This window comes from Flavobacterium amylolyticum (genome assembly GCF_048284335.1).
Taxonomy (GTDB): Bacteria; Bacteroidota; Bacteroidia; order Flavobacteriales; family Flavobacteriaceae; genus Flavobacterium.
This window is the reverse complement of the sequence record NZ_JBLVPG010000002.1, coordinates 636,530-663,199: the sequence shown is the minus strand read 5'-3', so window position 1 is coordinate 663,199 and position 26,670 is coordinate 636,530. Positions and strand designations below refer to the sequence as shown.

Here is a 26,670-nt window from a genome sequence, read left to right as displayed (position 1 = left end):
ATTTGAATATTCATTGCTTAATTTTCTATTCCATTCCGCCAGTTTCGAACCAATAACTTATACCATTCGGTTTTTTGCCTACTGCAATTGTATTAATTACTTTTTGAGTTGCCACCTCTATTACTGAAATAGTATTGTCGCCACCATTGGTTACATAAACTGTTTTTCCGTCTTTGCTAACCACTACACCATGCGCTTTATTGCCTACGGTTATGGTTTTAATAACTTTGTTACTGGTTATGTCAATTACAAAAACTTTATTTGAAACAGGTCTACCCATTGTTTCCCCTTGATCGGCTACATATAAAAATTTGCTGTCTGGAGTGGCATATAATTGAATTGGACCTTGTGCATCATTTGGCAATTTTATTCTTGTTAGTTGACCATTTTTAATATCATATTTTACTACTTCTTTAGTATCATACAAACTCGAAAAAATAAATTTTTCATCTTGTGTAGTTGCAACTTGCACAGCCACTCCTCCTAGTGGAATGTCAGTTATTGTGCCATCAGCAATAGTAATAATAGACATACTTTTTGCATCCATATTTGCAACATAAAGTTTTCCGTTTTGATGTCTAAAACCGTGTGGTAAATATCCTTTTCCTAACTCAAAAGTTTGAGTCATTTTATATGTTTTGGCATCAACTTGAAATATCTGATTTGTTTCATTTGCACTTGCATAAGCATATTCTGATTTACTATCTAAAACTACATGAGCTAGATGCAAATCCTTACCAAGTTCAATACGCTTTTTTATTGAATTAGTGTTTGGATCGATAACTATCAATTGGTTTGTTGCTGTACTATCCATTGGTATTGCCGTCACCCAAACGGATTTTCCATCAGGTGCAACTTGTACGTTATGAGCCATAAACATCATTCCTGAAGAGTCACTAATTGATATTTCTGTATTTTTTGTACTGTCCTGAAAATTTATAACAGAAATACTACCTCCATCCTCATTGGCTACGTATACTTTTGCTAATTGCATTGTTTTTTTTGGATTATTGCAACTGCCAATTATTAAGCCAGCCACTACTAATACTACCATAATCTGAAATTTTTTGAGTACTACAAGATTTTTCATTTTTTTATTATTTAAGTTGATTTTGCAATTTTTTCCATTATTGAATAGTCTGAACCATATTTACAAATCGCATCACATTGACTTCGCAATTCTGAAAACAGTATGTATTTGATATTCATTTTTGAATTTTTAATCACTGGTCTGTTAAGTTGTTGAATTACATCTTTTTCGCGACTGTCCGGAATAATGATATAGAAAACTTCTTCTCCGTTTGAAATACTAAAATATAAATCGGAAAGGCGTAATATGCCAGAATAAATACTGGTGCTTTTTTCTACTTCAAATGCTCCAATGATATTGTTTGTTCCTTTTTTAAACCAAAGCACGTCAATGAGTTTAATCGTATTTTGGGTATCTTTATCAGTTGGTAATTCTGGAAATTTACTAATGGATATAAACGAAAAACTTTGATCATTGAATGCTTTACTTTTATCATTACTAGCTGGTGTAACATCATAACCTAATGAAACTCCAATTTTAAGCAAATGGTATTGCATTTCGTTATGAAGATTTTCTGCCAATTTTTCTTCCTGAATTTCTTTTTGTCGTTTTAAAATATTCTTTTCAAAACGCGTACGTTCGTCTTCGCTTAAATATTCATCATTACCAATTAGCATTTTTTGGGTTCCAATTTCAAAACACAAACCTGCAATTGCTCCTAAATCATTTGATAATTCAGATTTATGTTTGCTGTTAGTTTCGATTAATGTTTCTCTAATTTTTAAATATTCTGTCCAACTTCCTAACTTCTTTTTGTCCTTAAATAGAAAATTAAATCCGTTGAGAATTGCCGTATTAAATGGCGGAAACCAAGTGGGATGCAAAAAATATAAAATACTCGCTACCGCTGGGCCTAAACCTTTTATTTTTAATTCATCCAATTTTACAATTTCTTTTACAACTTGTTCCTCAGTTTTTGCATTGATGCAGTTTTCGAGAAATTGCCCGAAAGCGATTTTATTGTTTGGATTTTCGTAAATATCAGGAATTCGCAATTTTGGTTTCCAATAAAAAGGATGTGCCACTCCAACAAATATTTGTTTTTGCTCTGCAATACAACTCAACACAAATTCTAAACTACTCCCTTTAAAATCATTTGGAAAAGTCTTGTTTTTGATATCGTCAATGACTTGTAAAATTCCTCTACGAATGGTTCGAAACGCTTTTAGCCTTTGGTTGTTATCGACAAACCAAGTATTATAAACACTTTCCGTATCGGTTTTGTATTGTTGAATGATTTGAGTAAGGTTATTCATTTTAATTCAAGATATAAATTTCTATTCTTATTTTCTAAAGTTTCAAACGTCTTAATCTTAACGCATTTACAATTACCGATACTGAGCTAAAGCTCATTGCCAAAGCTGCTATCATAGGAGAAAGTAAAATCCCGAAAAATGGATATAAAACTCCGGCTGCAATTGGTACACCTAAAACATTGTAGAAAAAGGCAAAAAACAAATTTTGTTTAATGTTACTCATTACTGCGTGGCTCAAATTTTTGGCTTTCACAATACCTTGTAAATCGCCTTTCACTAAAGTTATTTTAGCACTTTCTATCGCCACGTCAGTTCCGGTACCCATGGCAATTCCAATGTCTGACTGTGCTAATGCAGGGGCATCATTGATACCGTCTCCTGCCATCGCGACAATTTTCCCGAGGGATTGGAGGCGTTTTATTTCATTTAGTTTGTCTTCGGGGAGGGCTCCTGCGATGAATGAACTAAGACCGAGTTCGGCGGCAACGGCTTTTGCGGTGTTTTCATTGTCGCCCGTTATCATTATTACTTCAACACCCTGACGCATCAGTTCTTTTATTGCTTCTTTGCTTGTTTCTTTTATCTTGTCTGCAATGGCAACAAAACCAATTACAATTCCATCTACAGCAATATAGGAGACGGTTTTTCCTAGTTTTTGTTCGGCTACAATTTTATTTTCCAATTCATCAGAAACTGTGGCGTTCACTTGCTCCATTAGTTTTTTATTTCCGAGTGCCACTTTTTTATTGGTTACCGTCCCAATAACTCCTTTTCCAGCAATAGCTTCAAAATCCTTTACTTCGATTAATGAAATGTTTTTAGCTTTCGCAAAATTGACTACGGCTTGCGCCAATGGGTGTTCGCTGTATTGATTTAACGAAGCGATGTTTTGTAATAGCCCATTTTCGTCATTTTGTAAGGAGAACACTTTTTCGACAGAAGGCTTTCCTTCGGTAATGGTACCTGTTTTATCGGTTATCAAAACATTTACCTTGTTCATGTTTTCTAATGCTTCCGCATTTTTTATCAGCACTCCAGATTGTGCCCCTTTGCCTACACCGACCATTACCGACATTGGTGTGGCTAATCCCAAAGCACAAGGACAGGCAATTATTAATACTGCAATGGCATTGATAAAACCATAGACCAGGGCAGGTTCCGGTCCAAATTTTGCCCAAACAAAAAAGGTTAGTACAGAAACTACAACTACAATCGGTACAAAATATTTAGCAATGCTATCCGCGAGTTTTTGAATGGGTGCTTTAGAGCGGCTTGCATCATTTACCATCTTAACAATTTGCGAAAGCAAGGTTTCCGAACCTACTTTCTCGGCAATCATTACGAATGATTTGTTTCCGTTGATCGTTCCCGCTATAACTGAATCATCTCTCTTTTTATCAACAGGAATAGGCTCTCCTGAAATCATAGATTCATCGATAGTACTTTCTCCATCGGTAATTTTTCCATCAACAGGAATTTTATCTCCGGGTTTGACACGCAATAAATCTCCTTTTTTGATGTCGTGAATCGAGATTACTTTGTCCCCTCCTTCGATGACCAAAGTCGCTTCGGTGGGGGCTAATTTCAATAATTCTTTTATGGCACCACTGGTTTGACTGTGTGCTCTTGCTTCTAACAGCTGTCCTAGCAGAACCAATGTTAAAATGACTGTTGTGGCTTCAAAATAGAGTAGTACTGTTCCATGTTCAGTTTTGAATTCGCTTGGGAATAAATTTGGAAAAAACATTCCGACTAAACTAAATAAAAAGGCAACTCCCGTACCAATTCCAATAAGGGTAAACATATTTAAATTCCATGTAATTATGGATTTCCATGCACGGACAAAAAATATCCAACAGGCATAAAAAACAACAGGAAGCGAAAGCAACAGTTGTACCAAATTCCATTTTGAGGCATCCATTATTTTCAATAGAGGATTGTTATGCGCCATCTCTATCATTGCTATTGCAAAAATGGGAACCGTAAATACGACCGCTATTTTCATTTTTTTGACCAAATCTTTATAAGTCTTTTGGTCTTCGCTCTCACTTGGCTCCATTGGTACTAAGTCCATACCGCAAATTGGACATGAGCCTGGACCGTCTTGAATAACTACAGGATGCATAGGACAGGTGTACAACGTTTTGCTAACCGTTAACTCAAATTCTTTTATCAAATCCATTCCGCAAACCGGACAATCACCGGGTTTATCATATACTTTTTCGCCTGCGCAATGCATCGGACAATAGTATTTACCTTGAGCATTATCAGATAAGGACATTGTATCTTTATTGTCATGCACTTTAGTACTGCAACATGATTTTTCTGCCGGTTTATCGGCAATCTCATTTGTTTTAGAGCTACAGCACGAATTTTGCGTTGGCTTGTCTTTTGCTTCAGATGTTTTGTCAGCAGCAGCCTCCACGGTTATAGTGTATTTTCCAACGGCTGATAATGCTTGCTGTAATTGTGTAATTGGAATATGTTCTTTCATTGTTATGGTTGCAATTGGCGGTTGCAATGAAACAGAGGCTTGAATCCCATCAATAGCATTCAATGTTTTTTTTACTTTAGATAAACAACCATCGCAGGTCATCCCGGTAATGTTATAAGTATGTATCATATTTATTTTATTTTAATACAAATTTCCAGTATAACTTCTTCTTTGAGTTGCACAATTTTGGGTTTGATTTGCAAGATTTATAAATCTTCGATTTGCTTCCTTTTCATGGACTTTAAATTCTTGAAATAGGTTGGCGAAAAGCCTGTCGCTTTTTTAAATTGGTTACTCAAATGCGAAACACTATTGTAATTTAAAGAATAAGCAATTTCGCTTAGTGACAGTTCGTCATAAATAATCAATTCTTTAACTTTCTCAATTTTTTGATTAATGAAATACTTCTCGATAGTTGTATTTTCAACTTCTGAAAAAAGGTTGCTCAATGTATTATAATCCTGATGTATTTGTTGCGATATAAAATCTGATAAGTTCGTTTTTAAATCATTATTTTTGTTTTGCACTAAATCAATGATCAGCGTTTTAATCTTATCAATAGTTTTACTTTTTTTATCGTCTATTAATTCAAAACCAATTAAGCGAAGGCTTTTGAGTAATTCCTGTTTTTGCTCTTCCTGAATGTCATTTTTCAATTCAACTTCACCCAATTCAATCGAAATAGTATCAATACCTATATTTTCAAATATAGACTTTACTACCATTTTGCAACGGCTACAGACCATGTTTTTTATATATAATTTCATTCGATGTTCGTTGTTATTTTTAAGACTTTCTACATTTCCATTCCCGCCATAGGATCACTTCCTTTACGAAATTTGTATTCACTATTTATGGCGTACGCCCCGGTAATTACCACTTTTTTGGTTGGATCCATTTCTGATTTAATTTCAATCATCCCATTAATTTCCAATCCAGTTTCAACCATAAGGCTTCCAAATACTCCCGGTCTTTTTTCAATCCAGATGTACGAAGCATTTTCTTCTCTTATAACAGCATCACTAGGTATAAATACGCCTTTTATATTGGATTGTGTCAATCTTGCAATTGCCTGCATTCCGGGTTTTAACAGCAAATTTTGATTGGGTATTTCCATTCGAATTAAAATCAGTCTGGTATCTGGATTTATTTCAGGATTGATGAAGGTAATTTTTGCAATTATTGTTTTATCAGGATAATCAGTAAATGAAACTGTGGCGTTTTGTCCAAGTTGCATGCTTTTTGCATAATTTATATTTACCTGTGTTTCGAGCCAAAGACTATTTAAATTTGCCAATTTAATAATACCAGCACCTTCCATTGCATAACTGCCTTCTGTTGCTATTATCTCTGAGATAGTTCCACTGCTATTACTATAAAAAATAGTGTACGGAGAAATTTCTTTACTCGATTTTATAGTTTCAATTTGGGCATAGGATAAACCAAAGAATAATAATTTTTGTTTGGCAGCAATAAGCATCGTACGTGCATTTTTCCCAAAATCACCCGGCATGGTTAGTTGTTTGTATGCTGTGAAGTAATCTTGTTTAGCAATAGCAATATCTTCGCTGTACAATTGATATACTGGTTCGTTTTTAGCAACATAATCTCCCACTGTTTTGAAGTATAATTTTTCAATTCGCCCCATTGCTCTGGCAGAAATGGTGTTAATTTTCTCTTGATTCATTGTTAAAACTCCTGTATAATTTTGCTCTAAACTACTTTGAGTTGTTGCAATCGTTTGTATGGTGATGTTCCCCAATTGTAACTGCTGTTTACTCAAGCTTATCTCATTTACAGCTGTGTCGTCACTTTTTATAGGCGTTAAATCCATATGACAAATGGGACATTTTCCTGGTTTATCTTCCTTTACTTGAGGATCCATAGAACAAGTGTAGAAAATTGTTTCTTTACCATTATGGCCACTATGGTCTTCTTTATTTTTGGTATTGCAAGCTATAAATAAGGTAAGTAGTAGTGATAGCATGCCTATTATTTTTATGGTTTTCATAATTTTTCGGTTTTAATAAAGCTTTCGCTATCAATTAAATATTGTGCATTTTTAGCGAGGGTATCTTCAACGGAAATTCCACTGACGATCTGAATAAAATCATCTATTTCAATTCCTGCTTTTATTTCGGTCGCTTTAAAGCCATTATTCATTTTTATAAAAACTATTTTCTTGCTGCCAATGCTTACCAGTGCTTGTTTTTCTAACCAGATGGCTTTCGTCGGATTTGTTTTTATAATGCCTTGCAATCGGAGACCTATGGGAAATTTTAGTTTATTGTTGTTGAGGTATACCCTAATTCTATTGGATTTATCTGCTGCATTAAACTGAGTTTCAATAAAATTTATTTGTGCATCGATAAATTCATTTTTGTCTAATTCTGTCGTAATTTTGATTGATTGATTGGTTTTAATTAGACTATTGTATCCCTGGCTAACATTAAAGATGCCCCATACTTTATCGGTATTTACTAATTTAAAAATGACTTCTCCCTTTTTTATGTAGTTACCTTCCTTTATGTTTAATATTTCGGTATTGTTACTTGCATTTAGCATCGTAGAATTGCTTGTATTATCCATTTTTTCTGTTCCTTGAACAATTCCAGAAGCTGGACTGTAAATTGAAACTCGAGGATTTACTTTTTTGGAAGAAGACAATGTGTTTATTTGATTATTTGTCATTCCATATAGCAATAATTTTTGCTTTGAGGCTTTAATTATTGCGGTGTTTTCGGAATCATTGGAAACTAAATAAATAAAATTTTGCTGTTCTGTCAATAATTCGGGGCTGTATAAATCAAATAATTTCTGTCCTTTAGTTACTTTTTGATACTTGTAATTGACATACATTTTTTCTATTCTTCCACTTATTCGAGCCGCAGTATTTACGGAGGAATTTGGATCGTAGGACAGTATTCCGGGTAAGTTTATCTCACTGCTTAATGTCGTGTCTTTGGCTGTTGTAGTTTGATAATCACCGACGATAAAATTATCAGTAGGTTTCAAAAGATTGTCAATAGAATTGTCTTCCTCAGCCTGGCTTTCTGTTATTTTTTTCACCAAAGTCATTCCGCAAATCGGACAGTTTCCTGGTTTATCTCTAATGATTTGGGGATGCATCGAACAAGTATAAACCTCGTTTTGATGTTCTAATTCCGAATGACTCTCTGATTTTATTGTAAAGAAATAGACAGCAAATCCTATACTAGAAATTACGATTAAAATTAAACTATATTTTAAATATTTATTCATAATTATTTGATTTCTAGTTGTTTTTCGATTTCTACTTGTGTGCTTAAAATATTTTGTAATTTATCCAGAAGATCAATTTGGGCCATATTTAATGCTTCCCAAGCACCCAAAACTACAAACAGATCTCCCGTATTATTCTGCCACGCCAATATTGCCGTATCATAATTTCGTTTTAAGGCAGGAATGATATTTTTTTCAGCAATATCATATTGTTTTTTTAGGTTTATTAGTTCGGTATTCATACCCAAAATCATTCCTGATGCTTCATTCAAAATCATTTGCTTTTGCCAGTTGAGACCTTCATTCTTAATTTTAAAACTGTTGATATTGGCTTCATTCATTTTTGTTGACCAAGGCATCGGAATAGTAATCATTCCCATCAAAGTGAATTGTTTTGGTTGTTCTCCAAAGGCAAACATATGGTCGTATTTAACACCAAATTCCGGTAATAATTTTGCTTTCTCGGTTTCAATTTTTAATTGATTTAATACCATTGTTTTTTCAATCGCTTGAACATCACTTCGGTTTTGAGAAAGTGAATTTGTATCTGCTTTTATGGCATCAAAATCATGTAATTTATAGGTTTCATCTATTTCAAACGAAGTGTTTTTATCTCTAGCCATCAATGTATTCAGCATAATTCGCTTCTGGGAAATATCGTTTTGTAACATTACAATCATACTTTCTAATGCACCGTATTGCGATTTTGCTTTGTAATAAGTTGGCAATTTATCCATATTATACTGATAGCGTATTTCCATACTTTTTATCATATATCCTAAGAGCAATAAATTATCATCCGCTATTTTTATTTTTTTATTTAAAACCAGCCATTGGTAATAATTTGTTTTTGCCAGTGCCTTTAATTGATTAATTGTATACTCTTTATTTTCTTTTTCAACAGATGACATGGCGTTCATGTAATTGAAATCAGACTTCAGTTTTCTGGCATTCGGGATCATTTGTGTAACGCCCACCATGTAGGATCCCATACCCGGAGACATTTCACTTGCTTTCCACATTTTGGTATTATAAGGTGTCATAAAAAAACCCGTTTCCACTTGTGGTGCCATCCAACTTTTGGCGCCTTTTGCAGCAGCATCCATACTTTGAATATCAGCATCATACATTTTTAGTTGAGGATTATTTGTTTTGACATTCGTCAAAACAGCATCCAACGAAAGCGTTTGCGCCACCATATTAGTAGTACTTAAAATCAAACAGCTTATTGCGATATAACAGTTATTCTTTAACATCTATAAGTTCTATTTTGCCTTTTGTTTTTAATTCTCGAAGTTTCACCATCTCAAAAACTATAGGGGTTACTAATAATACATAAATTGTTGAGGTAATTGTACCCCCAATGAGTGGAACCGTAATTGGCAGCATCACATCGGCACCCGTTCCTGTTGCCCAAAGAATAGGAATTAATCCAAATAACGAAACGGAAACGGTCATTAGTTTTGGTCGCAACCTTTTGGCAGAACCGTCAATAATGTACTGTTTCAAAATTGCTTCTGTAATTGTTGCTGCACTGTTCCCGTGTTTTTCTACCATTTTATTCATTGCCTCATTTAAATAAATAGTCATTAACATCGCGGTTTCGATTGCCATTCCAAATAGTGCAATAAAACCAACTGCGACTGCAACGGATAAATTTATTCCATAAAAATAGACCATAAAAATCCCACCAATTAAAGCAAACGGTACGGTTATCATTGTAATCAGTGCTTCTTTCATAGAATGATAAGTGAAGTAAAGAATAAGGAAAATAATGATGACAACTACAGGTAAAATCAGGCGTAATGTTTTATTGGCTCTGATTTGATTTTCCCACTGTCCGCTCCACTCCACATAATAGCCTTTTGGCATTTTAGTGATCATTGCATTCAATTTTTCTTGCGCTTCTTTTACTGTACTTCCCAGATCACGATCTCGTACATTAAACAATACACTTCCTCGTAACATTGCATTTTCGCTATTTATCATTGGAGGACCATCGCTTATTTTTACATCGGCAACAGCTTCTAGTGGAATAGGACCAAACTCCATTGTTTGCACTTGAAGTTTTTTTAATGCCTCAATACTATTTCTGTATTCTTGAGCATATCTTGCATTTACCGAAAATCGTTGTCGTCCCTCAATGGTTGTGGTGAGTTTCATGCCACCAATAGACGCTTCTACCACGTTGTTTATATCATCTATTGTAAGTCCGTATCTGCCAATAGCCTCTCTTTTTGCCTTGATATCGATGTACTTTCCGCCAGTAATCGGTTCCGCATATAAATCTTTTACGCCAGAAGTACCCTCGAGGGCTTTTTTTATTTTTTGAGATAAAACATTAATAGTGTCTAAACTTGCTCCATAAATCTTTATTCCTACATCGGTTCTAATACCAGTAGCAAGCATATTAATTCTATTAATGATGGGCTGTGTAAAACCATTTGTAACTCCAGGAATTTGAAGTTTATTATTTATGTCATTAACAATATCGGCTTTCGTTTTGTCTTCTCTCCATTCGTGTTGGGGTTTTAGTAAAACAATCGTTTCAATCATGCTTATAGGACTGTTATCGGTTGCTGTATTAGCGCGTCCGGCTTTGCCTAAAACATGCGCCACTTCGGGTATTGATTTTATCAATTTGTCTTGCACTTGTAAAATTCTTTTGACCTCAGAATTGGAAACATCGGGTAATGTTACAGGCATAAAAAGCACGGAACCTTCATCTAAAGGGGGCATAAATTCGGTCCCTAGACGTGTAAACATTAAAACGCCAATCAGGAGTGCAATTATATTAATACCTAATACTGTTTTCCTCCATTTTAAGCAAAAAATTAAAATAGGAGTATAAACGCTTTCCAGTTTTTTGTTAATTGGATTTTTGTTTTCTGGACGAAGTTTGCCTTTAAGCAGAAAACTAATTAGAACTGGGGTTAGGGTAATGGCCAAAAAAGCATCTACTATTAGTATAAATGATTTTGTCCAGGCCAATGGGCTGAACAATTTGCCTTCCATACCCGTGAGAAGAAATACAGGTAAAAAGGAAGCGATCACAATGAGTGTTGAATAAAAGACACCTGGACCAACTAATTTTGAAGACTTTTCTATAAGTTGTAATTTTTCTTCAGAAGATAAGGGGTCGTGTTCTTTTTTGAATATATTTTTTATTTTATCTATCATTTTATTTCCGAATTATTCTGATTGCTCTCCATTTCTTCCTGTTTCTCCGAAATTGTCCGATACGCATTTTCCACCATTACAATTCCGTCATCGACGACAACACCGATAGCTAGTGCAATCCCAGTTAATGACATGATATTAGATGATATCCCAAATGCTTCAAGCAAAATAAAGCCAATTGCCACAGATATAGGCAATTGTATTAAGATAATTAAAGCACTTCGCCAATGAAAAAGAAAAAGTAATATAACAATTGAAACAACAATCATTTCTTCTATCAAAGTTCCTTTAACCGATGCGATAGCTTTTTCAATCAATTCACTTCGGTCATAAGACGTTTTAAAAGAAACGCCGTCAGGCAATCCTTTTTCGACTTCTTTCATTTTTAATTTAACCGCTTTTATCACTTTATCTGCATTTTCACCATACCGCATGACTACAATTCCTCCCACCACTTCACCTGTTCCATTTTCGTCAAAAATTCCCAAGCGCAAATCGCCTCCCATTTGTATCGAACCAATGTCTTTTACTTTTACTGGAACGGAATTATAATTTTTTACAGCAATGTTTTCTACATCTTTAATGTTTTTTATGTAACCCAAACCTCTCACGATGTAAGACATATTGCTCATCTCAAATTTTCGACCACCAACATCATTGTTATTTGCTTTCACTGCATTCATCACTTCCATCATACTCACCTTGTAGTATTGCATTTTTAATGGATCTAACACTAATTGGTACTGTTTTTCAAACCCACCAAATGATGCTACTTCAGCAACGCCGGGAACAGTTTGTAATGCAAATTTTACGTACCAATCTTGCAAGGCTCTTTGTTCTCCCAAGTCCATACCGTTAGTTTCTAAATGATACCAAAAAATATGTCCTACTCCAGTTCCATCTGGTCCTAATGTCGGCACTACATTTTGAGGCAACAATCGCTGGGCATAATTTAATCTTTCCAATACTCGAGTTCTTGCCCAATATATATCGACATCATCTTCGAAGATGATATATACGAAACTCATTCCAAACATAGAGGAGGCACGAATATTTTTGATTTTTGGGATTCCTTGTAAGTTGGAGACCAATGGATAAGTGACTTGATCCTCGATGACCTGTGGACTTCTTCCCATCCATTCTGTAAATACAATAACTTGATTCTCCGATAAATCAGGAATGGCATCAATAGGGTTTTGTTGCACGCTGTAAATACCCCAAGCGAGTAAGCAAGCTGAGACGAGTAAGACTACAAATCTGTTTTTTAGTGAAAATGATATTAATTTTTCTACCATAATTTTTATTATTCTACTGAAAGACTATCTTCCGTTTTTTCAATCCAATTGATTATTTCCTCTTTTTGAGTTGACGTCAAAATGGCATTTTTATGAATTAATGTGTAAGATGCCAAAGGCATTTCATCTGATTTTATTTGTTTGATAATAGCTTCTAATTTGTTTCCTTGCTTTCGTTTGGAATATCTACCAAACTCATTAAAGTTCAAATCTTTCTTACCATCTTTAATGTGTTCTTCCATAAAAAACCGTGCGGGCTGCATGTAAGAATATAATGGATAATTGGTATTGTTACTGTGACAATCGTAGCAAGATGTCCGTAACGTAGTTTCAACGTTTTTAGGAACATCGTACATTGTTGTGAAATTTGCAGTTACATCAGCCTGTTCATAACTTTCATTACGAGCAGGCTGATATAATTGCATCAACAAAAAAATGACAAACCCAATTATGAGTATTTTCTTGATGATTTTTTTCATTTTATAATTGTTTTTTCATAGAACCACAAGTAAGCATTTTTGAACCGTAGTAAGGATTTTTTATTTCTTTGCTTTCACTTATCCAAATAGCACCTTTTCCTTCATTATACATAGGACAAAAGTCTTGATATAGTTTTTGTTTTGCTCCAAATATTTTTATCAAATCATTCACATCTTTACTCAACATTGCAAAATGTTCTCTTTGGTGGTCAATTTTTCCAACATTATCACCAATGTGTTCTGAGTGTTCTTTAGCATCATCAGCAATATCAATATATTCTGTTTTTAATTTTGGATCTATTGTATTGGTATTGAATTTATTGAAAGTTGCATATAATGCTTTACCCGCATTGGCTGCTTCTTTTGTATCGTCTTTTGTGAGTGCGTTTTTTAGTTTTAAATAATCAGAAATTATTTCATTTGTAGAGAATGTTGTTTGGGTAACTGATTTAGCTTCATTATTAACTTCAACTGTTGTTGCATCATCGTGACTATGACTACCATCAGTATGATCATGAGCGGCTTCATTTTGTAAAACTGGTTCGGTTAATTCCATTCCACATTTTGAACAATTTTCGCCTTTTTTTCCTGTCACTTCGGGGTGCATCGAACACGCATACAATTGTGAAGTAGTTTCTGTCGTTTCAGAATTACTGGTTTGAGCTTCTTTGTTTTTTTGGTTACAAGAAACTAGGACAACTGCCATTACTATGGCTGAAAGAATTAAATTTTTCATTTTATTAAATTTAAATTGTTAGAAATTGTGTTATTATTGGCAACATTTTTTGCTAAATATTTTTTTGAAAACCCACTTAGCAATGTTCATCACTTTTTTTATTTTGACACATTGAAAAAAGTATATTCTAAATTCAGATAAAAACCATTCGGTGCTGAACGTAACATAGAACTATACAATTCTTGTCTGTAAGCAACATCAATACGTGCTTGACTGTTTATGATGAATTGAATTGATGGTACAATATCTAAATATGATTTCCCATTTTCGTTTAATGTTTGTCCAACAAACTCAACCATTGTGTTGATGTTTGTTTGCTTAAAGTTAGTGTACTTTTTTGGATACATTAATTTACCAAACGACAATGTATAATTTGTGGCGTTGTCACTTTGTGATGCTGGAAATTTGTAATTAGGCTTGTTGTCAAAAGCTTTTTCAAAACTAACAGAAGCACTTATAGCCACTTTTTTTATAAGCTGTGTGGCTACAATTCCAGTTTCAAAACCGGTATTGTGACCCATTATTTCTATTTGCTCCTGGTGAATATCAGCATTATTAAAACTATATCTGCCAAATGCTGCCATACGGAAATGACTGTGTAAATCATCAGTAGAAAGGAAACGATATTTGGTATAAAAACTAGCACCTTCGGTGACTAATTGATTATTTCTGTTACTCACAAACACTGAGGAGCGAACCATCAAATTTTTATTGATGCCCCAAGTAATTTCGGGCATTAAATGATAATTATAACCTGATTCAAATTGTTCTTTGAACAGAGATTGTCCCATACGGACCCCTAGCGAACCAGCAGGGACATTACTTGCAGGATCTGTTACAACAAATAGTTCTTGAGCTGTTATTTCTTGAATAAGAAAAAGCGAAATTAATATTAAAAATCTTTTCATTATTTGATAATTTTCATATGATAATCGTCTTCATTCTCTAATGAATACGAAGCTGTTTTTGAAAAAGTTTTTAGTAATTTTTTATGCTCTTTTTGAGTAATATACCCTTTGTCATAAATTTTAAATTTTGTTTCTCCATCATTTTTTTGGTTCTCTTCATCCAAGAAAACAAAAGTAGAACCACCAAGTGAAGAGGTTTTATTATCATTCGTTTTCAAATTGTCCGATGGCATTGTTATTACAATTGAACCCACAAAAAAGCCAGCTTTTTCAACTCTTTCTTTTAAAACTCTTGGTTTTATGTTATTGCCTTTTTTTAGAAAAACGGTAAATGTATTTGTATTCAAAGCGGTAGCAACACTATCAACTTCAGTTAATGATTTAAGTTGTTTGTTTATAGCATTAGAACACATGGAACAAGTAAGTCCTGTTGCTATTATTTCTGCTTTTGCAATTTGTGCATACGATTTTATGCTCGTTGTCATAACTAAAATTGCTACAATTATAAATTTAAAATTTGCTTTTTTCATTGTTATTATTTTTTAATATGATTACTAATTTCTTGTTCTGTTGGATTAATGGTTATTAAACTGATTCCATTTAATCGATTATCAAAATTTCATTTGATATTTTAGAAATTAATAGTTTACATTTTTATTAAAACTCCATTTGGTTTTTTACCAACATTTATTGTTTTAGTAACGGTATGATTGGTAACATTTACAACAGAAACTGTATTGGCTGTTTGGTTGGTTACATAGGCATTGTTTCCGTCTATTGTGAAAGAAATTGCGTGAGCACCAGCACCAGTATTAAAAGCGCCGCCGTGCATCCACATCATCATTGCAGTATCCCAAGTCCAATAATGTACTTTTCCAGCCATTGGGTCTGAAACCCATAATTCACTTTTAGTTCCGTTGTGGGAAGCAATACCTGGCATAAAACCTAAAACAATGGTTTGATCAACGGCATTTGTAGCCACATTGATAACAGAAACAGATTGTCCGTCTTCATTATCAACATACATTCTACCATCGCTACCAGTCCAAGCACCAACAGGATTGTTACCAACTGTAACCGTTGCTACTACTGATTTTGATACTACATTAATTATTGAAACGTTATCATCTTCGCCATTAGCAACATAGGCTTTTGTCCCGTCCGAAGAGAAAGTTAATTCTGCTGGCATCATACCTACAGTAATTGTACTTTTCAGCGCATAAGTTGTCGCGTCATAAACCAATACTTTTCCGTTCATATCCATTTGAGGCACCCAAATTTCTGTGCCATTTGGAGAATAAATAGTATTGTGGTTCATTACAGGTAAACCAATGTTTTTAACAATTGAACCAGTTGTTGCATCAATAACAACAAGTTTACCCGTCATAGTTCCTGTCACTGCGTGTCCAGCACTTAAATCCATTCCCGGAACTCCAATTGCAAGATGATTTAAATGTACAGAAATATGGTGTGGCCACATTATCATATCTGTGACGGTTCCCATCAATGGAATAGTTCCAGTAACTTCATTAGTTGATAATTTGATTACTGAAATTGTTGCGTCTTCGCCATTGACAACATAAGCTGCTGGATAATTTACGTTTAATGCTGGATTTGTCATATCCATATTGTCGTCTTTATTACAAGATGATAAAAGCATAACTCCAAGTATTGATGCGGTATAAAATATATACTTCATTTTTTAAGTTTTAATTTTATTATTTTATTGTCTCTAATGTTTTACCACAACTCAACATTTGTGAACCGTAATAAGGATTTTTAACTGTATTATCTTTACTTAACCAATTAGCACCTTTACCACCATTATACATTGGGCAGAATTGAAAGTAAACTGGCACTTCATATTTTGCAACTTTTACTAATGTGTAAATATCTTTTGATAATGTAGTAAAGTGATCACGTTGGTGCTTTATATCTTTAGTATCTGCAATATGTTCAGTATCTTCTTTGATTTGATTTACTACTTTCATCCAAACCATATGAACATCCATTTCTAGTTTGTCCATTTTAACATTGTTGATTGCTGTAAATAATTCCTTTGAAGCAATTGAAGTAGCATTACCATCAGAAGAAATCAATGCATTTTTTACTACAAAATAATTGTCAAAAACAGATTTTAATTGGTTCTCATTTTGCACTGCAGTTGTAGTCGTTTCTGGCTGATTATTGTGATTCGCATGATTTTCATTACTAGCAATAATTTTAGTTTCCTCTTTTACCGGAACTTTTGCCTCTCTATCATATTGACAACAGCCATGAAGATTGTTATACACATCATCTGGAGCAATAAATTTTTCACTATCATAACCTGCAAGTGCAATACGTTTTAAGATTTCATCCTGATTGGTTTTCTTTGTATCGTAGGTAAGTGTAGCGGTTTTGGTGTTCGTGTCCCAATTTACTTTGGCAACTTTATCAATGTTTGCAGCCGTTTCAATAGTTTTTTTGCATATACCACAATTACCATTGATTTTTACGGTTTCGGTTTTAGCGTTTTTAATTTGCGCGTTAGCGACTACGACTGATAGCAATAGAGTCATTGCCATCAATAATTTTTTTATTGATTTCATATAAAAATATTTTGAGTTGAATTAGCTACAAACAATATTTTGGAATCAAGACATAATATTGCCTATGATTAAAATAATGCTTTTAGCTGTGAGATAAATGATTGTAAAGCAATAATTGCTTTCAATTTGATACAATTATGGCTATCAAATTTGAAATTTAGCCTATTTTAGGTATAAGCCATAAAGAATTGAAACCAGTAGAAATAGAGGTTTCGTAATTGTAAAAATTATGTTTTTCTGAAAAGAAATTAAAAATATTTTTATTAAATTTTAATTCATTAATAGAAACGGATGTGTTGCAAGAAGAAGCACAACTACATTTAGAATGGCTACATTTTCCTCCGCAACCCTCGTCGTTTTTAGTTTTTGAATGACTATTGTCTTTACAACAATCATCTTTGTCCATTTTTGAAGAAGTCTCTTTTGAAGAAGAATGTTTAGATGAATTATTTTCACACGCAAAAGTTACTGCTGGCATCAAAAGAAAACCAAGAATAACGATTAATAAAATGTGAAACTTTTTCATTTATACAAATAAATCTAATTATTGTACCAAAGGTAAAGAAATAATATTAATACACTCTAAAGACTTACGGATTTTTTTTCCACTACTTAGCTTTAATTTTTATTCTCATTAAAAGTATTATTAGGCAAGCGAATAGATAAAGACTAAATACTTTAATCTTTGTTATTTAAAAAAAGAAATAACTTTAAAATGCTTTAATTTTAGTGAATTGATGGTCCAAACTCCTTACTGATCGCCATAATTTGCAAACCTTTAAGGTCATTTGATCTTGGAGTTTTTTTTTCATGGTTCGAAAATTACTTCGAAATTTTTATAGTATTTATGATTGTCTAGATTTCTAGGAATTGCTGATTCGATTACAGTAACCGTAAAAAACTATTTGCAATTGATTTTTATAGCTTTTCAAATCCTATTAAATTTTTATTTTAGTTCTTGCATATACAACAAATCCATATAGTAGAGCATAAATATCATTAAACACACTATTTGCCTTTCGTATCTAAATAACTATTAATGTTTGCAAACTGATAGATAATATTGGGAAATGGAGTTAACATAAACGCACTATCAACATTCGTATAAAAGAATAATTGATTCAATGTTAAAGATATATTTTCAGTTAAATGAATTAAATAATTAACCTCAAAATTACATCATAACTTTTTTTAAGTTTATTTAGGTTACAGTTTATAGGCATCACATTTAGATACCGAATACGTTCGCTTTCCTCTATAAAAATGGTTGGTGTTTTATAACTAAATCCGCCACCAATTCTTGATATTTCCTTAGAATTGATTTTAAATGGAGTCAGAATTCTTAGTATGATAGAAAATCCGTAATCAGCAATATAATCACCTCTGTGACCTGTTTTGATATCTGACCATTCTTTAGCTTTTACAATATTTTGTACAAAAGCTCCGTAAGTATATTTAAAACTTTCTAATTAATAGAATAAAATAGATTTTAATCCATAAAAAAAGCGCAAAGTTTGTGACCTTGCGCAGCTTTTAGAGAAATATATTTTTTGGAAAGTACACCTTTGTAGAGCTAAGGTCAGATTCTCCTGCTAATATAATTAAAAAGGTAATTCCTTAAATTAAGGACGAATTAAAAATCGTACTGTTGTTTTATCATTAGCTTGATTATAAATATCAACAATTAGATAGGTGTTAGTAGTAACACCTGTAATCAAATACGCAAAACTATAGTCGGTTTTATTTTTTGCAGTTGTATCATCCGTTAAAAATGGAGTACTTGATCCCTCTTTAGTAATTATAACCTTAGAAAGCGCAATCTCAGATTGGATATTGCCGCTCACTGTATATTCGCCTTGTGAGTTAGCTTTACCCTCGGTCTGATTAAAAGTTATTGTTGGAAATGCAGCATCATCCTTTGAACATGAATTCAAAAATAATCCGCTCGCTAAAACCAAAATTGCAGTAATAAATAAATATTTCATTCTCATAATTATTTGTATTTAAATTGTTGTTATGTGTGTAGTAATGCAACTTTCTTTTCTTGAACAATATGTTAAAGTTGTAAATACCCTCGTATATAACAAAAATGACTTCGAAACATACAGACTAATTTATTATCAATTGCCAGAGAGTCGACTTACAAAGAGACTATCTTTTAAATATAGCCTCTTTTTTAATAAATCGGTTCTAATTTAATTAATCCTTGTCATCTAAATCCGCTTCTTGTTCAATCAAGTTTTTTATTTGTTCTCCAATATCATGATTTCCATCATCGTTATCTGTACTAATTTCGATGACTCCATCCCCATCTGTATCTACCAATAAATTTTGATTAGATAATGTTATTAGTCTTGCCATAATGGCATCAAGATGTATTTTTATATTAAGTGTCATATCGGTACCATTAACTGTAAAATCTTTAGTTGGATCTGCAAAATCCATTTCAAGTTCAGCATCTTTTCCACTCCAGATGATAAAGTTTTTACCGTTTATTGTCCCTTTAATTAAATAAGTTTTACCTAACATTTCGCCAGGCATACTACTTTTTTCAAATTTAAATTTAATTTCCTCATACTTGGCATTCGGAATAGTAACAGAAGTAATAAATTGAGTCAAAGTTTGGTTAGGATCTAAAATATCTACTAAAAAAGGACCTACAAGTTTTACATCATCATCATAAAAAGGATCTGAAAGATATTTATCATCTTCTTCATCTAATTCAAATTTTATCTTTCCAATGTTTATTTTAAATTCCGTAAACACCACTGTTGATGCAGCGGTACGAGCAGTTGTAGACGTTTTTCCTGTAGCAGAAACGGATGAAGCTTTTAAGGTAACATTACCGCTTGTAGATGGATCATTCGTGCAAGAACTCATCATAATGACAAGTAGTGCTAAAATCGATGTTTTTTTCATTTTTTTCATTTTTTTAAGGTTAAATAATATATAATTAGGGGTTAATAATTAATGGTTTGAAATACAATTTTAATAATTGTATTAATAAAAAAAATTTCTTTAAAATATGCAGTAAATAGGTTTATATTCCGTTATAATTAATTCTTGGTGAAATAAAGATAATCAGTTGCTCCATCGCTGCTGGTGCTTTTATTTTTCAGTCTTACATTGGTGGTTGTAAATTCTGTAATTTTCCAATCGTCCTCTAATTCATCTAATTTACTGTCATCAAATTTTAACAGAAATATATCTTGACCACTATTTACAAAAGTGGACCAATTTCCGGCGATAGTATTTTTTTCTTTTATAACCACAACAGTTCCATTAGAATTGAAAGTGAAATTATATCCTTTGTAATTTAAAGTTTCATCACTATCATCAAAATAATAAGATACATGCCAGGTTCCATTTGTCAAAATCGAAGCGAAATTCTGGTTTACTCCAGATCCTGAAGTAGTATTACACTCTTTAATCCCATCTTCAATAGTGCTTTCAAAAGTAGAGTTGTTTGTAATTACAACATTTTGACCCTTAAAATTTGTAATAGAAACCGGATAATTAATGGATATAAACACATTACTTTCTATATCTTTTAAAAAGTTATATAAATCTTTATCGTTTTGAATAATAATAGTCTTTGCAATTTGATTCACTGCATTGTAAATATTAATCTTTATTGGATAATTTATATATAGGCAGTCAATCTCATCAAACCCATCATCATCCTCACAATTATCAATAACATCCTCTAATTGATCCGAATTTGTAATCCGTTCGGTTTTAAAATTTTGAAACTGAATTGTTATTGGATACACAAAGTTCACTACATCATCATCATTTGAAAAAGCATCTAATGCGTTTTGAACCACTTTATAATCATTTTGGCTAGATACTGTAATATGTTTTCCATTAACAATAACACTAACCGGCAACTGAACATTAAAACAACTTGATTTATCCAAAATATTATCCTTAGCCGTAGGGCTTTGTGATACCCTGGAAATCAAACTCGCAAGAGGAGATTTAGCTGTTAAGTTTTGTGTAATGTCTTCAATAACCAATGTTTCCTCATCTTGACATGAAATAAATACCATTACAGCAACGCACATTAATAAATATTTAATTGTTTTCATATGTAGCTACTTATTAATATGTAGAATAACGAACTGATATTTTTTATATTGTATTTGTGGCATTGAACTCCATTTTGCGTATTCGCTTCAATGTTTATAGACCGTTTTCATTTCTGTATTTCATTTTAAAAGAGTAACGGTATAATAGTAAAACAGTTTAGATCTATATTACCCTACCAAAATTTAAAAATAAAGATATCTTTGTAGAGCAAAAAAATTACGAAATAAATGACAATATATTCATTATCAAACACTTGCGATAAAATTATTTTTTCAATATTTTTCAAAAGTCATGCGAAAGCGCTTCGCAATTTTCTATTTTATAAATATGGGAACAAAGACCAAGCCGATGATATAACGCAAGAAGCTTTCATTAAACTCTGGCAAAACTGTGCTGCAGTACCCATTGAAAAAGCGAAATCTTATATATATACCATTGCAAATAATAGCTCTCTTAACGAAATTGCACATCAAAAAGTAGTTTTGCAATATGAAAAAAATTTTGTTGGTCATGATAATACAAATGAAACACCTGAATTTATACTCGAAGAAAAACAATTCAAAAGTAAGCTCTTAAAATCAATTGAGAATTTAAAAGAAACACAGCGAGTTGCTTTTTTGATGCATCGTATAGACGGTAAGAAATATAGCGAAATAGCAGCTGAATTAAACATAAGTGTAAAAGCAGTTGAAAAGCGCATCCACTTGGCTTTAGTAGAATTACGAAAAGAAATTGATACAATAAAGTAGGGTAAATTTGTTTTTACTTGTTTTAAATATAATACGATTAATGCAATGGAAAAGAATCACATTTTAGCAAAATGGCTAAACAACGAATTAACAGAAGATCAATTAGCTGAATTCAAAGCTAATCCTGATAACGAAAGTTACGAACAAATTAAAAACTACACTGCACATTTAGAAGTGCCCCCATTTAATGAAGAAAAAGTTTTAGAGCATGTTATTAATCACAAAAAAACAACAGCTAAAGTTATTCCTTCCTACAAAAAATGGTTATTCAAAGTGGCTGCCGTTTTTGTTATTGGCTTAGGAATTTTATTTATGATGCAAAATTTTGCGTTACAAACACAATATGCTCTTAATGGTACAAAAACCACTTTCACATTACCGGATAATTCTAAAGTAGTTATGAATGCCGGATCTGAAATTAAATATAAAAAATGGAATTGGGATAATAATAGAAACCTTAAGTTAAATGGGGAAGCCTATTTTAAAGTAGCAAAAGGTAAAAAATTTGAGGTTACAACTGTCCTTGGCAAAGTGGCTGTTCTTGGAACTCAATTTAATGTAAAAGTACGGAAAGATCGTTTTGATATCACTTGTTTTGAAGGAAGGGTACTCGTAAAGTACCAAGAAAAAGAATTGATTTTATCACCCGGACAAAGTGTTTATTTTGAAGATGGAAAACAAATAAACACAACCGTTGCTTCTGTTAAACCAGAATGGATGGGAAAAACCATTGCTTTTAATAAAGAAAATTTACGCAACATCTTAGATGAAATTCAAAGGCAATACAATGTTTCTATTGAAGTGAAAACAAAATATTCGAGTGCATTATTCACTGGAAAAATCCCAATTGACAATCTTGATGTTGCCCTTCAAATTATTGCCACAACCTATCATTTAGAACCAAATAAAAGTACTGCCAACAAAATAATTTTTGAAGGAAAATAACTATTTTAATGAAATACACTTCTGTTTTATTCTTTTGCCTTGTTTTTGTCTTGAGTATGACAGCTCAAAACAGAAGTAAAGCAAATGCATTAAAAGATATCCTGCAATCTATTGAAAAACAACATCTTATTTATTTTAATTATATTGACAATGAGATAGTTGACCTTAAAATTATACCGCCTAAAAAATCGTTGTCTTTAAACAAGAAGATGATTTATCTTGAAAAAAAAACGAATCTTTTATTTGAAAATATCGATAATAAATTCATTACCATTCATAGCAATAATAAGGTAAACACAAAGAATATTTGTGGATATGTGTTTTCTAAAGAAGATAATTCTCCGCTGGAAAATGTGAATATTAAGTTTGAAGATGGTTTTAGTACTTCAACCAATAAAAAAGGATATTTTGAACTAAAAAAAGAAAAGTCAACTGATTTAATAATTAGTAATATTGGGTATACTAGTGCAAAAATTTCTGGTTCTGATTTACAAAATAAAAATTGTTTGAAAATTTACATTGAAGTAGAAGTTTCTGAATTAAATAATATAATAGCGAATCATCTTTTAACATCTGGAATCTCAAAAAAAATTAATGGAACATTTGAAATTAAACCAAAAAAACTTGGAATATTACCAGGCTTAATTGAACCGGATGTTTTACAAACTATGTTGCAAATTCCCGGTATTTATAGTGCCGACGAAAGCATTTCGAGTATTAATGTCAGGGGAGGCACGCATGATCAAAATTTGTTTTTATGGAATGGGATCAAAATGTATCAAACTGGACATTTTTTTGGACTAATTTCGGCGTTCAATCCTAATTTAGCCCATACCGTTTCTATAACTAAAAATGGGACTTCTGCTTTTTATGGAGAAGGTGTCTCAAGCGTTGTAGATATTTCCTCAAACACCAATAAATTTAAAAAAAATAGTTTTAGTGCAGGAATAAACATGATTAATGCCGATGTATATTCGAAGTTCAAAATCTCCGAAAAAAGTTTCATAGAAATTTCAGGAAGAAAATCCATAACCGATTTAGTAAAAACACCTACTTACAAAGAATATTATAATAAAGCCTTCCAAAATACAAGTATTACAAATTTTTCCAGTAATCAAAATATAGATTATTTAGGTGACGAAAAATTTAATTTTTACGATATTACGGCTAAATATTCTCAACAAATTGGACAAAAAGACCATTTTATTTTAGATTTTATTACAATTAACGATCAACTTAAAATTTTTCAAACAACCAACGTCAGTTCTCAAATTCAGTCTGAAAATAATATTTTATATCAAAAAAATTACGGAAGTAATCTCTCATTGATACGAAACTGGAATACTAAGAATAGCTCTCATTTAAATGTGTATACTTCGTCCTATGTGCTTAATGCCGAAAAAAACCAAATACAAGATAATCAAATTGTAAAACAAAAAAATGAAGTGTTAGACAATGGCTTCAAGCTTGAAAATAATCATACAATCAATTCGAAATTTACTCTTAAAAATGGATATCAATTCAATGAAATTGGTACCATAAATTCAGATGAAGTAAACAGCCCTATATTTTACAGAAGAATTAAAGAAGTTTTACGAATTCATGCACTCATAGTTGAAGCAAAATATAATGATACTTTATCCAAAATATATTATAATGCAGGATTGCGATTAAACTATGTTGAACAATTCAAAAAAAACCTTTTAGAACCTCGATTACAGTTTAATTATGCAATTACAAAATATTTTAATTTAGAAGTATTAGGAGAATTTAAAAGTCAAAATTCTTATCAGGTAATTGATCTGCAAAACGATTATTTTGGTATTGAAAAAAGAAGGTGGATATTAGCAAACAACACAACGATCCCTATTCAAAGAAGTAAACAAGCATCTATTAGTTTATTTTACAACAAAAATAATTGGTTATTCACTTTAGATAATTTTTATAAAAAAGTAACCGGAATTAATAGCTCGAGTCAAGAATTTCAAAACCAATTAGAATTTGTAAAAACTAATGGCGATTATGAAGTTTTAGGAATGGAAATGCTGGTTCAAAAAAAAATAAATCATTTTATTACCTGGTTTAGTTATACTTACAATACTAATAATTATCACTTTCCAAATTTAGAACAACCTGTATTTCCAAATAATTTTAAATTAGACCATATTATCTCTTGGGCTGGAATCTTTGAAAGAAAAAATCTAAAAATAGCATTGGGTTCAAAGTGGTATTCTGGAAAACCCGAGACTACTCCTATCAGTTCAACTATAAATTACAGTAATTCCTCCAATCCAAAGATTGATTACAATACCCCAAACAATAAAATACTAGATGACTTTTTTCAAGTTAATTTTTCGACAACCTACAAATGGGAAAGCTTAGATCAAATTCAATATAAATTGGGGTTCTCTCTACTGAATGTGTTGAATCGAAAAAATGAAATTAATGAATATTATAGAATAAATACGATTACCAATTCTATTGAAGATGTAAAAAATTTTTCACTCCGACGAACTCCAAATTTAAGCTTTAGAATAACGTATTAAACATTGACGTTTGTTGTTATTTGATCCTGTATGCTTACCACAAATGAAATCGATCGATTTCTTCCGTCAGATGACCATATCCCTGGACCCGGATAAAATAAAGTATTCTTAAACAATTATTGATCTAATTATTCCAAAAAAGTTTAATTTTAAATTCACATTAAAGGAGGTAGAGCAGAGAGAGAATTCCATTCACGAGAAGAAATAAAATCGATTTATTCAAAATATTTTTTAACCGTTAGACTGAATTGAGTTAAGGATATTTTGTTGTTTTACCATTCTTGCTCATATTCATAAAAATTCACTTTTCATTTATAAGCTAAAATCTAATAACTTTTTGTAAATTGTAGTATATTTACCTTCCTTGGGAAGTTTAGCAAATTAATATTGTAAAACTTACAATATGTTTAGAGAGTTACACTTTTAGCATGAAATCAATTTCTCCGTTTCTGATAAGTTTTAATGCCAAATTGATAAGTTTTTCATACCGCATAACACAAAAAAAAGATGCTTAAGCATCTTTTTTTGTGTTCGTTTTCAAAACAAAATCATCATTAATCTTAGAACCATATTTTTTTTCAATCAAATTGAAAAATTCGGATAATTCAATTTTTTTGTAAAAGCAGATAATTGCTAGTGTTGATAAAGGTATTCGGTAGCCATCATCATTTTTAATCTTAGTTAGAACATGAGGATGTATTCCGAATTCTTGACTTTGAGATAGATTTGATTTTTCATCTGAAATCCATTCTTTTTTAATGTAGTTACAAACAAATCTATCGAGCAAAAATATTTTTGCTTCATTACTTTTGTTGCTATTGCTTTTATTATTAACCATCACAGCAAAAGAAAATATTTTTTATGAATTTTACCGGCACGATAGTGCTAGTTTTGAATGACTTTGTTATGTTTGTAACATAATTTATATATTTGCGATTCTTCATATAAAATATTTGAAGCATTCGCTTAGAATCTCGTATCAGAAAATTGGCGTTTTATAACCACGAGATGATAAGTAAGATGCTCACGTCCCATGGCGTGGGCTCAC

General features: G+C 32.0%; 23 protein-coding genes. 3 read left to right on the top strand and 20 right to left on the bottom strand.

Annotation, left to right across the window (positions count from 1 at the left end; translation table 11 throughout):
- Nucleotides 1–25 precede the first annotated feature (25 nt).
- The 19 genes from ACNQF9_RS09030 to ACNQF9_RS08940 form a co-directional block, all read right to left on the bottom strand.
- The gene (locus tag ACNQF9_RS09030; protein ID WP_417959850.1) at nt 26–1,090 is read right to left on the bottom strand and encodes a YncE family protein; all 1,065 of its coding nucleotides are present in this window, start codon (nt 1,088–1,090) and stop codon (nt 26–28) included.
- An 11-nt stretch (nt 1,091–1,101) separates the two neighbouring features.
- Nucleotides 1,102–2,346, bottom strand: coding sequence for a hypothetical protein (locus ACNQF9_RS09025; protein WP_417990094.1), 1,245 nt, complete (start codon nt 2,344–2,346; stop codon nt 1,102–1,104).
- 34 nt (nt 2,347–2,380) lie between these two features.
- On the bottom strand, nt 2,381–4,969 hold the full coding sequence (locus ACNQF9_RS09020) for a heavy metal translocating P-type ATPase (protein WP_417959852.1): 2,589 nt from the start codon (nt 4,967–4,969) through the stop codon (nt 2,381–2,383).
- A 77-nt stretch (nt 4,970–5,046) separates the two neighbouring features.
- Nucleotides 5,047–5,607, bottom strand: a complete 561-nt coding sequence (locus ACNQF9_RS09015; protein WP_417990093.1) for a helix-turn-helix domain-containing protein — start codon at nt 5,605–5,607, stop codon at nt 5,047–5,049.
- A 29-nt stretch (nt 5,608–5,636) separates the two neighbouring features.
- On the bottom strand, nt 5,637–6,851 hold the full coding sequence (locus ACNQF9_RS09010) for a heavy metal-binding domain-containing protein (protein WP_417990092.1): 1,215 nt from the start codon (nt 6,849–6,851) through the stop codon (nt 5,637–5,639).
- Nucleotides 6,848–8,101 carry a heavy metal-binding domain-containing protein gene (locus tag ACNQF9_RS09005; protein ID WP_417990091.1) on the bottom strand — a complete coding sequence of 418 codons (1,254 nt, stop codon included), beginning with the start codon at nt 8,099–8,101 and terminating at the stop codon, nt 6,848–6,850. The genes ACNQF9_RS09010 and ACNQF9_RS09005 overlap by 4 nt, the downstream gene beginning before the upstream one ends.
- A 2-nt stretch (nt 8,102–8,103) precedes the next feature.
- The gene (locus ACNQF9_RS09000) at nt 8,104–9,357 is read right to left on the bottom strand and encodes a TolC family protein (RefSeq protein ID WP_417990090.1); all 1,254 of its coding nucleotides are present in this window, start codon (nt 9,355–9,357) and stop codon (nt 8,104–8,106) included.
- A complete protein-coding gene (locus ACNQF9_RS08995; protein ID WP_417990089.1) occupies nt 9,344–11,281 on the bottom strand; it encodes an efflux RND transporter permease subunit in 1,938 nt (645 codons plus the stop codon). The genes ACNQF9_RS09000 and ACNQF9_RS08995 overlap by 14 nt, the downstream gene beginning before the upstream one ends.
- On the bottom strand, nt 11,278–12,576 hold the full coding sequence (locus ACNQF9_RS08990) for an efflux RND transporter permease subunit (RefSeq protein WP_417990088.1): 1,299 nt from the start codon (nt 12,574–12,576) through the stop codon (nt 11,278–11,280). The genes ACNQF9_RS08995 and ACNQF9_RS08990 overlap by 4 nt, the downstream gene beginning before the upstream one ends.
- 8 nt (nt 12,577–12,584) lie before the next feature.
- On the bottom strand, nt 12,585–13,055 hold the full coding sequence (locus ACNQF9_RS08985) for a heme-binding domain-containing protein (RefSeq protein ID WP_417990087.1): 471 nt from the start codon (nt 13,053–13,055) through the stop codon (nt 12,585–12,587).
- 1 nt (nt 13,056) lies between these two features.
- Nucleotides 13,057–13,791: a DUF3347 domain-containing protein gene (locus ACNQF9_RS08980; RefSeq protein ID WP_417990086.1), complete on the bottom strand. Its 735-nt coding sequence runs from the start codon at nt 13,789–13,791 to the stop codon at nt 13,057–13,059.
- A gap of 98 nt (nt 13,792–13,889) precedes the next feature.
- Nucleotides 13,890–14,699: a hypothetical protein gene (locus ACNQF9_RS08975; RefSeq protein ID WP_417990085.1), complete on the bottom strand. Its 810-nt coding sequence runs from the start codon at nt 14,697–14,699 to the stop codon at nt 13,890–13,892.
- Nucleotides 14,699–15,229 (bottom strand): heavy-metal-associated domain-containing protein, encoded by a 531-nt coding sequence (locus ACNQF9_RS08970; RefSeq protein WP_417990084.1) that lies wholly within the window; start codon nt 15,227–15,229, stop codon nt 14,699–14,701. The genes ACNQF9_RS08975 and ACNQF9_RS08970 overlap by 1 nt, the downstream gene beginning before the upstream one ends.
- 116 nt (nt 15,230–15,345) lie before the next feature.
- Nucleotides 15,346–16,398: a YncE family protein gene (locus tag ACNQF9_RS08965; RefSeq protein ID WP_417990083.1), complete on the bottom strand. Its 1,053-nt coding sequence runs from the start codon at nt 16,396–16,398 to the stop codon at nt 15,346–15,348.
- A 19-nt stretch (nt 16,399–16,417) separates the two neighbouring features.
- Nucleotides 16,418–17,290 carry a DUF3347 domain-containing protein gene (locus ACNQF9_RS08960; protein ID WP_417990082.1) on the bottom strand — a complete coding sequence of 291 codons (873 nt, stop codon included), beginning with the start codon at nt 17,288–17,290 and terminating at the stop codon, nt 16,418–16,420.
- Between the two features lie 157 nt (nt 17,291–17,447).
- Nucleotides 17,448–17,816 carry a hypothetical protein gene (locus ACNQF9_RS08955; protein WP_417990081.1) on the bottom strand — a complete coding sequence of 123 codons (369 nt, stop codon included), beginning with the start codon at nt 17,814–17,816 and terminating at the stop codon, nt 17,448–17,450.
- Nucleotides 17,817–18,912: 1,096 nt separating this feature from the next.
- Entirely contained in the window at nt 18,913–19,281 is a 369-nt protein-coding gene (locus ACNQF9_RS08950) for a hypothetical protein (RefSeq protein ID WP_417990080.1), read from the bottom strand.
- Nucleotides 19,282–19,489: 208 nt separating this feature from the next.
- On the bottom strand, nt 19,490–20,218 hold the full coding sequence (locus tag ACNQF9_RS08945) for a hypothetical protein (protein WP_417990079.1): 729 nt from the start codon (nt 20,216–20,218) through the stop codon (nt 19,490–19,492).
- Between the two features lie 128 nt (nt 20,219–20,346).
- Entirely contained in the window at nt 20,347–21,381 is a 1,035-nt protein-coding gene (locus ACNQF9_RS08940) for a hypothetical protein (protein WP_417990078.1), read from the bottom strand.
- 228 nt (nt 21,382–21,609) lie between these two features.
- On the opposite strand from ACNQF9_RS08940, the gene ACNQF9_RS08935 reads away from it, so the two are divergent.
- From ACNQF9_RS08935 to ACNQF9_RS08925, 3 genes are read left to right on the top strand one after another with little or no spacing between them, the layout of a single operon-like run.
- A complete protein-coding gene (locus ACNQF9_RS08935) occupies nt 21,610–22,131 on the top strand; it encodes an RNA polymerase sigma factor (protein WP_417990077.1) in 522 nt (173 codons plus the stop codon).
- A gap of 45 nt (nt 22,132–22,176) precedes the next feature.
- Nucleotides 22,177–23,076 (top strand): FecR family protein, encoded by a 900-nt coding sequence (locus ACNQF9_RS08930; protein ID WP_417990076.1) that lies wholly within the window; start codon nt 22,177–22,179, stop codon nt 23,074–23,076.
- A gap of 8 nt (nt 23,077–23,084) precedes the next feature.
- A complete protein-coding gene (locus ACNQF9_RS08925; RefSeq protein ID WP_417990075.1) occupies nt 23,085–25,622 on the top strand; it encodes a TonB-dependent receptor in 2,538 nt (845 codons plus the stop codon).
- Between the two features lie 511 nt (nt 25,623–26,133).
- Here the strand turns inward: ACNQF9_RS08925 and ACNQF9_RS08920 are convergent.
- The gene (locus ACNQF9_RS08920) at nt 26,134–26,460 is read right to left on the bottom strand and encodes a helix-turn-helix domain-containing protein (protein ID WP_417990074.1); all 327 of its coding nucleotides are present in this window, start codon (nt 26,458–26,460) and stop codon (nt 26,134–26,136) included.
- Between the last annotated feature and the right edge of the window lie 210 nt (nt 26,461–26,670).

Bases quoted from the DNA above. Each gene is read 5' to 3' on its own strand.
- ACNQF9_RS08955 (WP_417990081.1), bottom strand. From the start codon at position 17,816: ATGAAAAAGTTTCACATTTTATTAATCGTTATTCTTGGTTTTCTTTTG.
- ACNQF9_RS08940 (WP_417990078.1), bottom strand. From the start codon at position 21,381: ATGAAAACAATTAAATATTTATTAATGTGCGTTGCTGTAATGGTATTT.
- ACNQF9_RS08985 (WP_417990087.1), bottom strand. From the start codon at position 13,055: ATGAAAAAAATCATCAAGAAAATACTCATAATTGGGTTTGTCATTTTT.
- ACNQF9_RS08980 (WP_417990086.1), bottom strand. From the start codon at position 13,791: ATGAAAAATTTAATTCTTTCAGCCATAGTAATGGCAGTTGTCCTAGTT.
- ACNQF9_RS08960 (WP_417990082.1), bottom strand. From the start codon at position 17,290: ATGAAATCAATAAAAAAATTATTGATGGCAATGACTCTATTGCTATCA.
- ACNQF9_RS09010 (WP_417990092.1), bottom strand. From the start codon at position 6,851: ATGAAAACCATAAAAATAATAGGCATGCTATCACTACTACTTACCTTA.
- ACNQF9_RS08975 (WP_417990085.1), bottom strand. From the start codon at position 14,699: ATGAAAAGATTTTTAATATTAATTTCGCTTTTTCTTATTCAAGAAATA.
- ACNQF9_RS09025 (WP_417990094.1), bottom strand. From the start codon at position 2,346: ATGAATAACCTTACTCAAATCATTCAACAATACAAAACCGATACGGAA.
- ACNQF9_RS08935 (WP_417990077.1), top strand. From the start codon at position 21,610: ATGACAATATATTCATTATCAAACACTTGCGATAAAATTATTTTTTCA.
- ACNQF9_RS08945 (WP_417990079.1), bottom strand. From the start codon at position 20,218: ATGAAAAAAATGAAAAAAACATCGATTTTAGCACTACTTGTCATTATG.
- ACNQF9_RS08990 (WP_417990088.1), bottom strand. From the start codon at position 12,576: ATGGTAGAAAAATTAATATCATTTTCACTAAAAAACAGATTTGTAGTC.
- ACNQF9_RS08950 (WP_417990080.1), bottom strand. From the start codon at position 19,281: ATGAGAATGAAATATTTATTTATTACTGCAATTTTGGTTTTAGCGAGC.
- ACNQF9_RS09005 (WP_417990091.1), bottom strand. From the start codon at position 8,101: ATGAATAAATATTTAAAATATAGTTTAATTTTAATCGTAATTTCTAGT.
- ACNQF9_RS08920 (WP_417990074.1), bottom strand. From the start codon at position 26,460: ATGGTTAATAATAAAAGCAATAGCAACAAAAGTAATGAAGCAAAAATA.
- ACNQF9_RS09015 (WP_417990093.1), bottom strand. From the start codon at position 5,607: ATGAAATTATATATAAAAAACATGGTCTGTAGCCGTTGCAAAATGGTA.
- ACNQF9_RS09000 (WP_417990090.1), bottom strand. From the start codon at position 9,357: ATGTTAAAGAATAACTGTTATATCGCAATAAGCTGTTTGATTTTAAGT.
- ACNQF9_RS08970 (WP_417990084.1), bottom strand. From the start codon at position 15,229: ATGAAAAAAGCAAATTTTAAATTTATAATTGTAGCAATTTTAGTTATG.
- ACNQF9_RS08965 (WP_417990083.1), bottom strand. From the start codon at position 16,398: ATGAAGTATATATTTTATACCGCATCAATACTTGGAGTTATGCTTTTA.
- ACNQF9_RS09020 (WP_417959852.1), bottom strand. From the start codon at position 4,969: ATGATACATACTTATAACATTACCGGGATGACCTGCGATGGTTGTTTA.
- ACNQF9_RS08925 (WP_417990075.1), top strand. From the start codon at position 23,085: ATGAAATACACTTCTGTTTTATTCTTTTGCCTTGTTTTTGTCTTGAGT.
- ACNQF9_RS08930 (WP_417990076.1), top strand. From the start codon at position 22,177: ATGGAAAAGAATCACATTTTAGCAAAATGGCTAAACAACGAATTAACA.
- ACNQF9_RS09030 (WP_417959850.1), bottom strand. From the start codon at position 1,090: ATGAAAAATCTTGTAGTACTCAAAAAATTTCAGATTATGGTAGTATTA.
- ACNQF9_RS08995 (WP_417990089.1), bottom strand. From the start codon at position 11,281: ATGATAGATAAAATAAAAAATATATTCAAAAAAGAACACGACCCCTTA.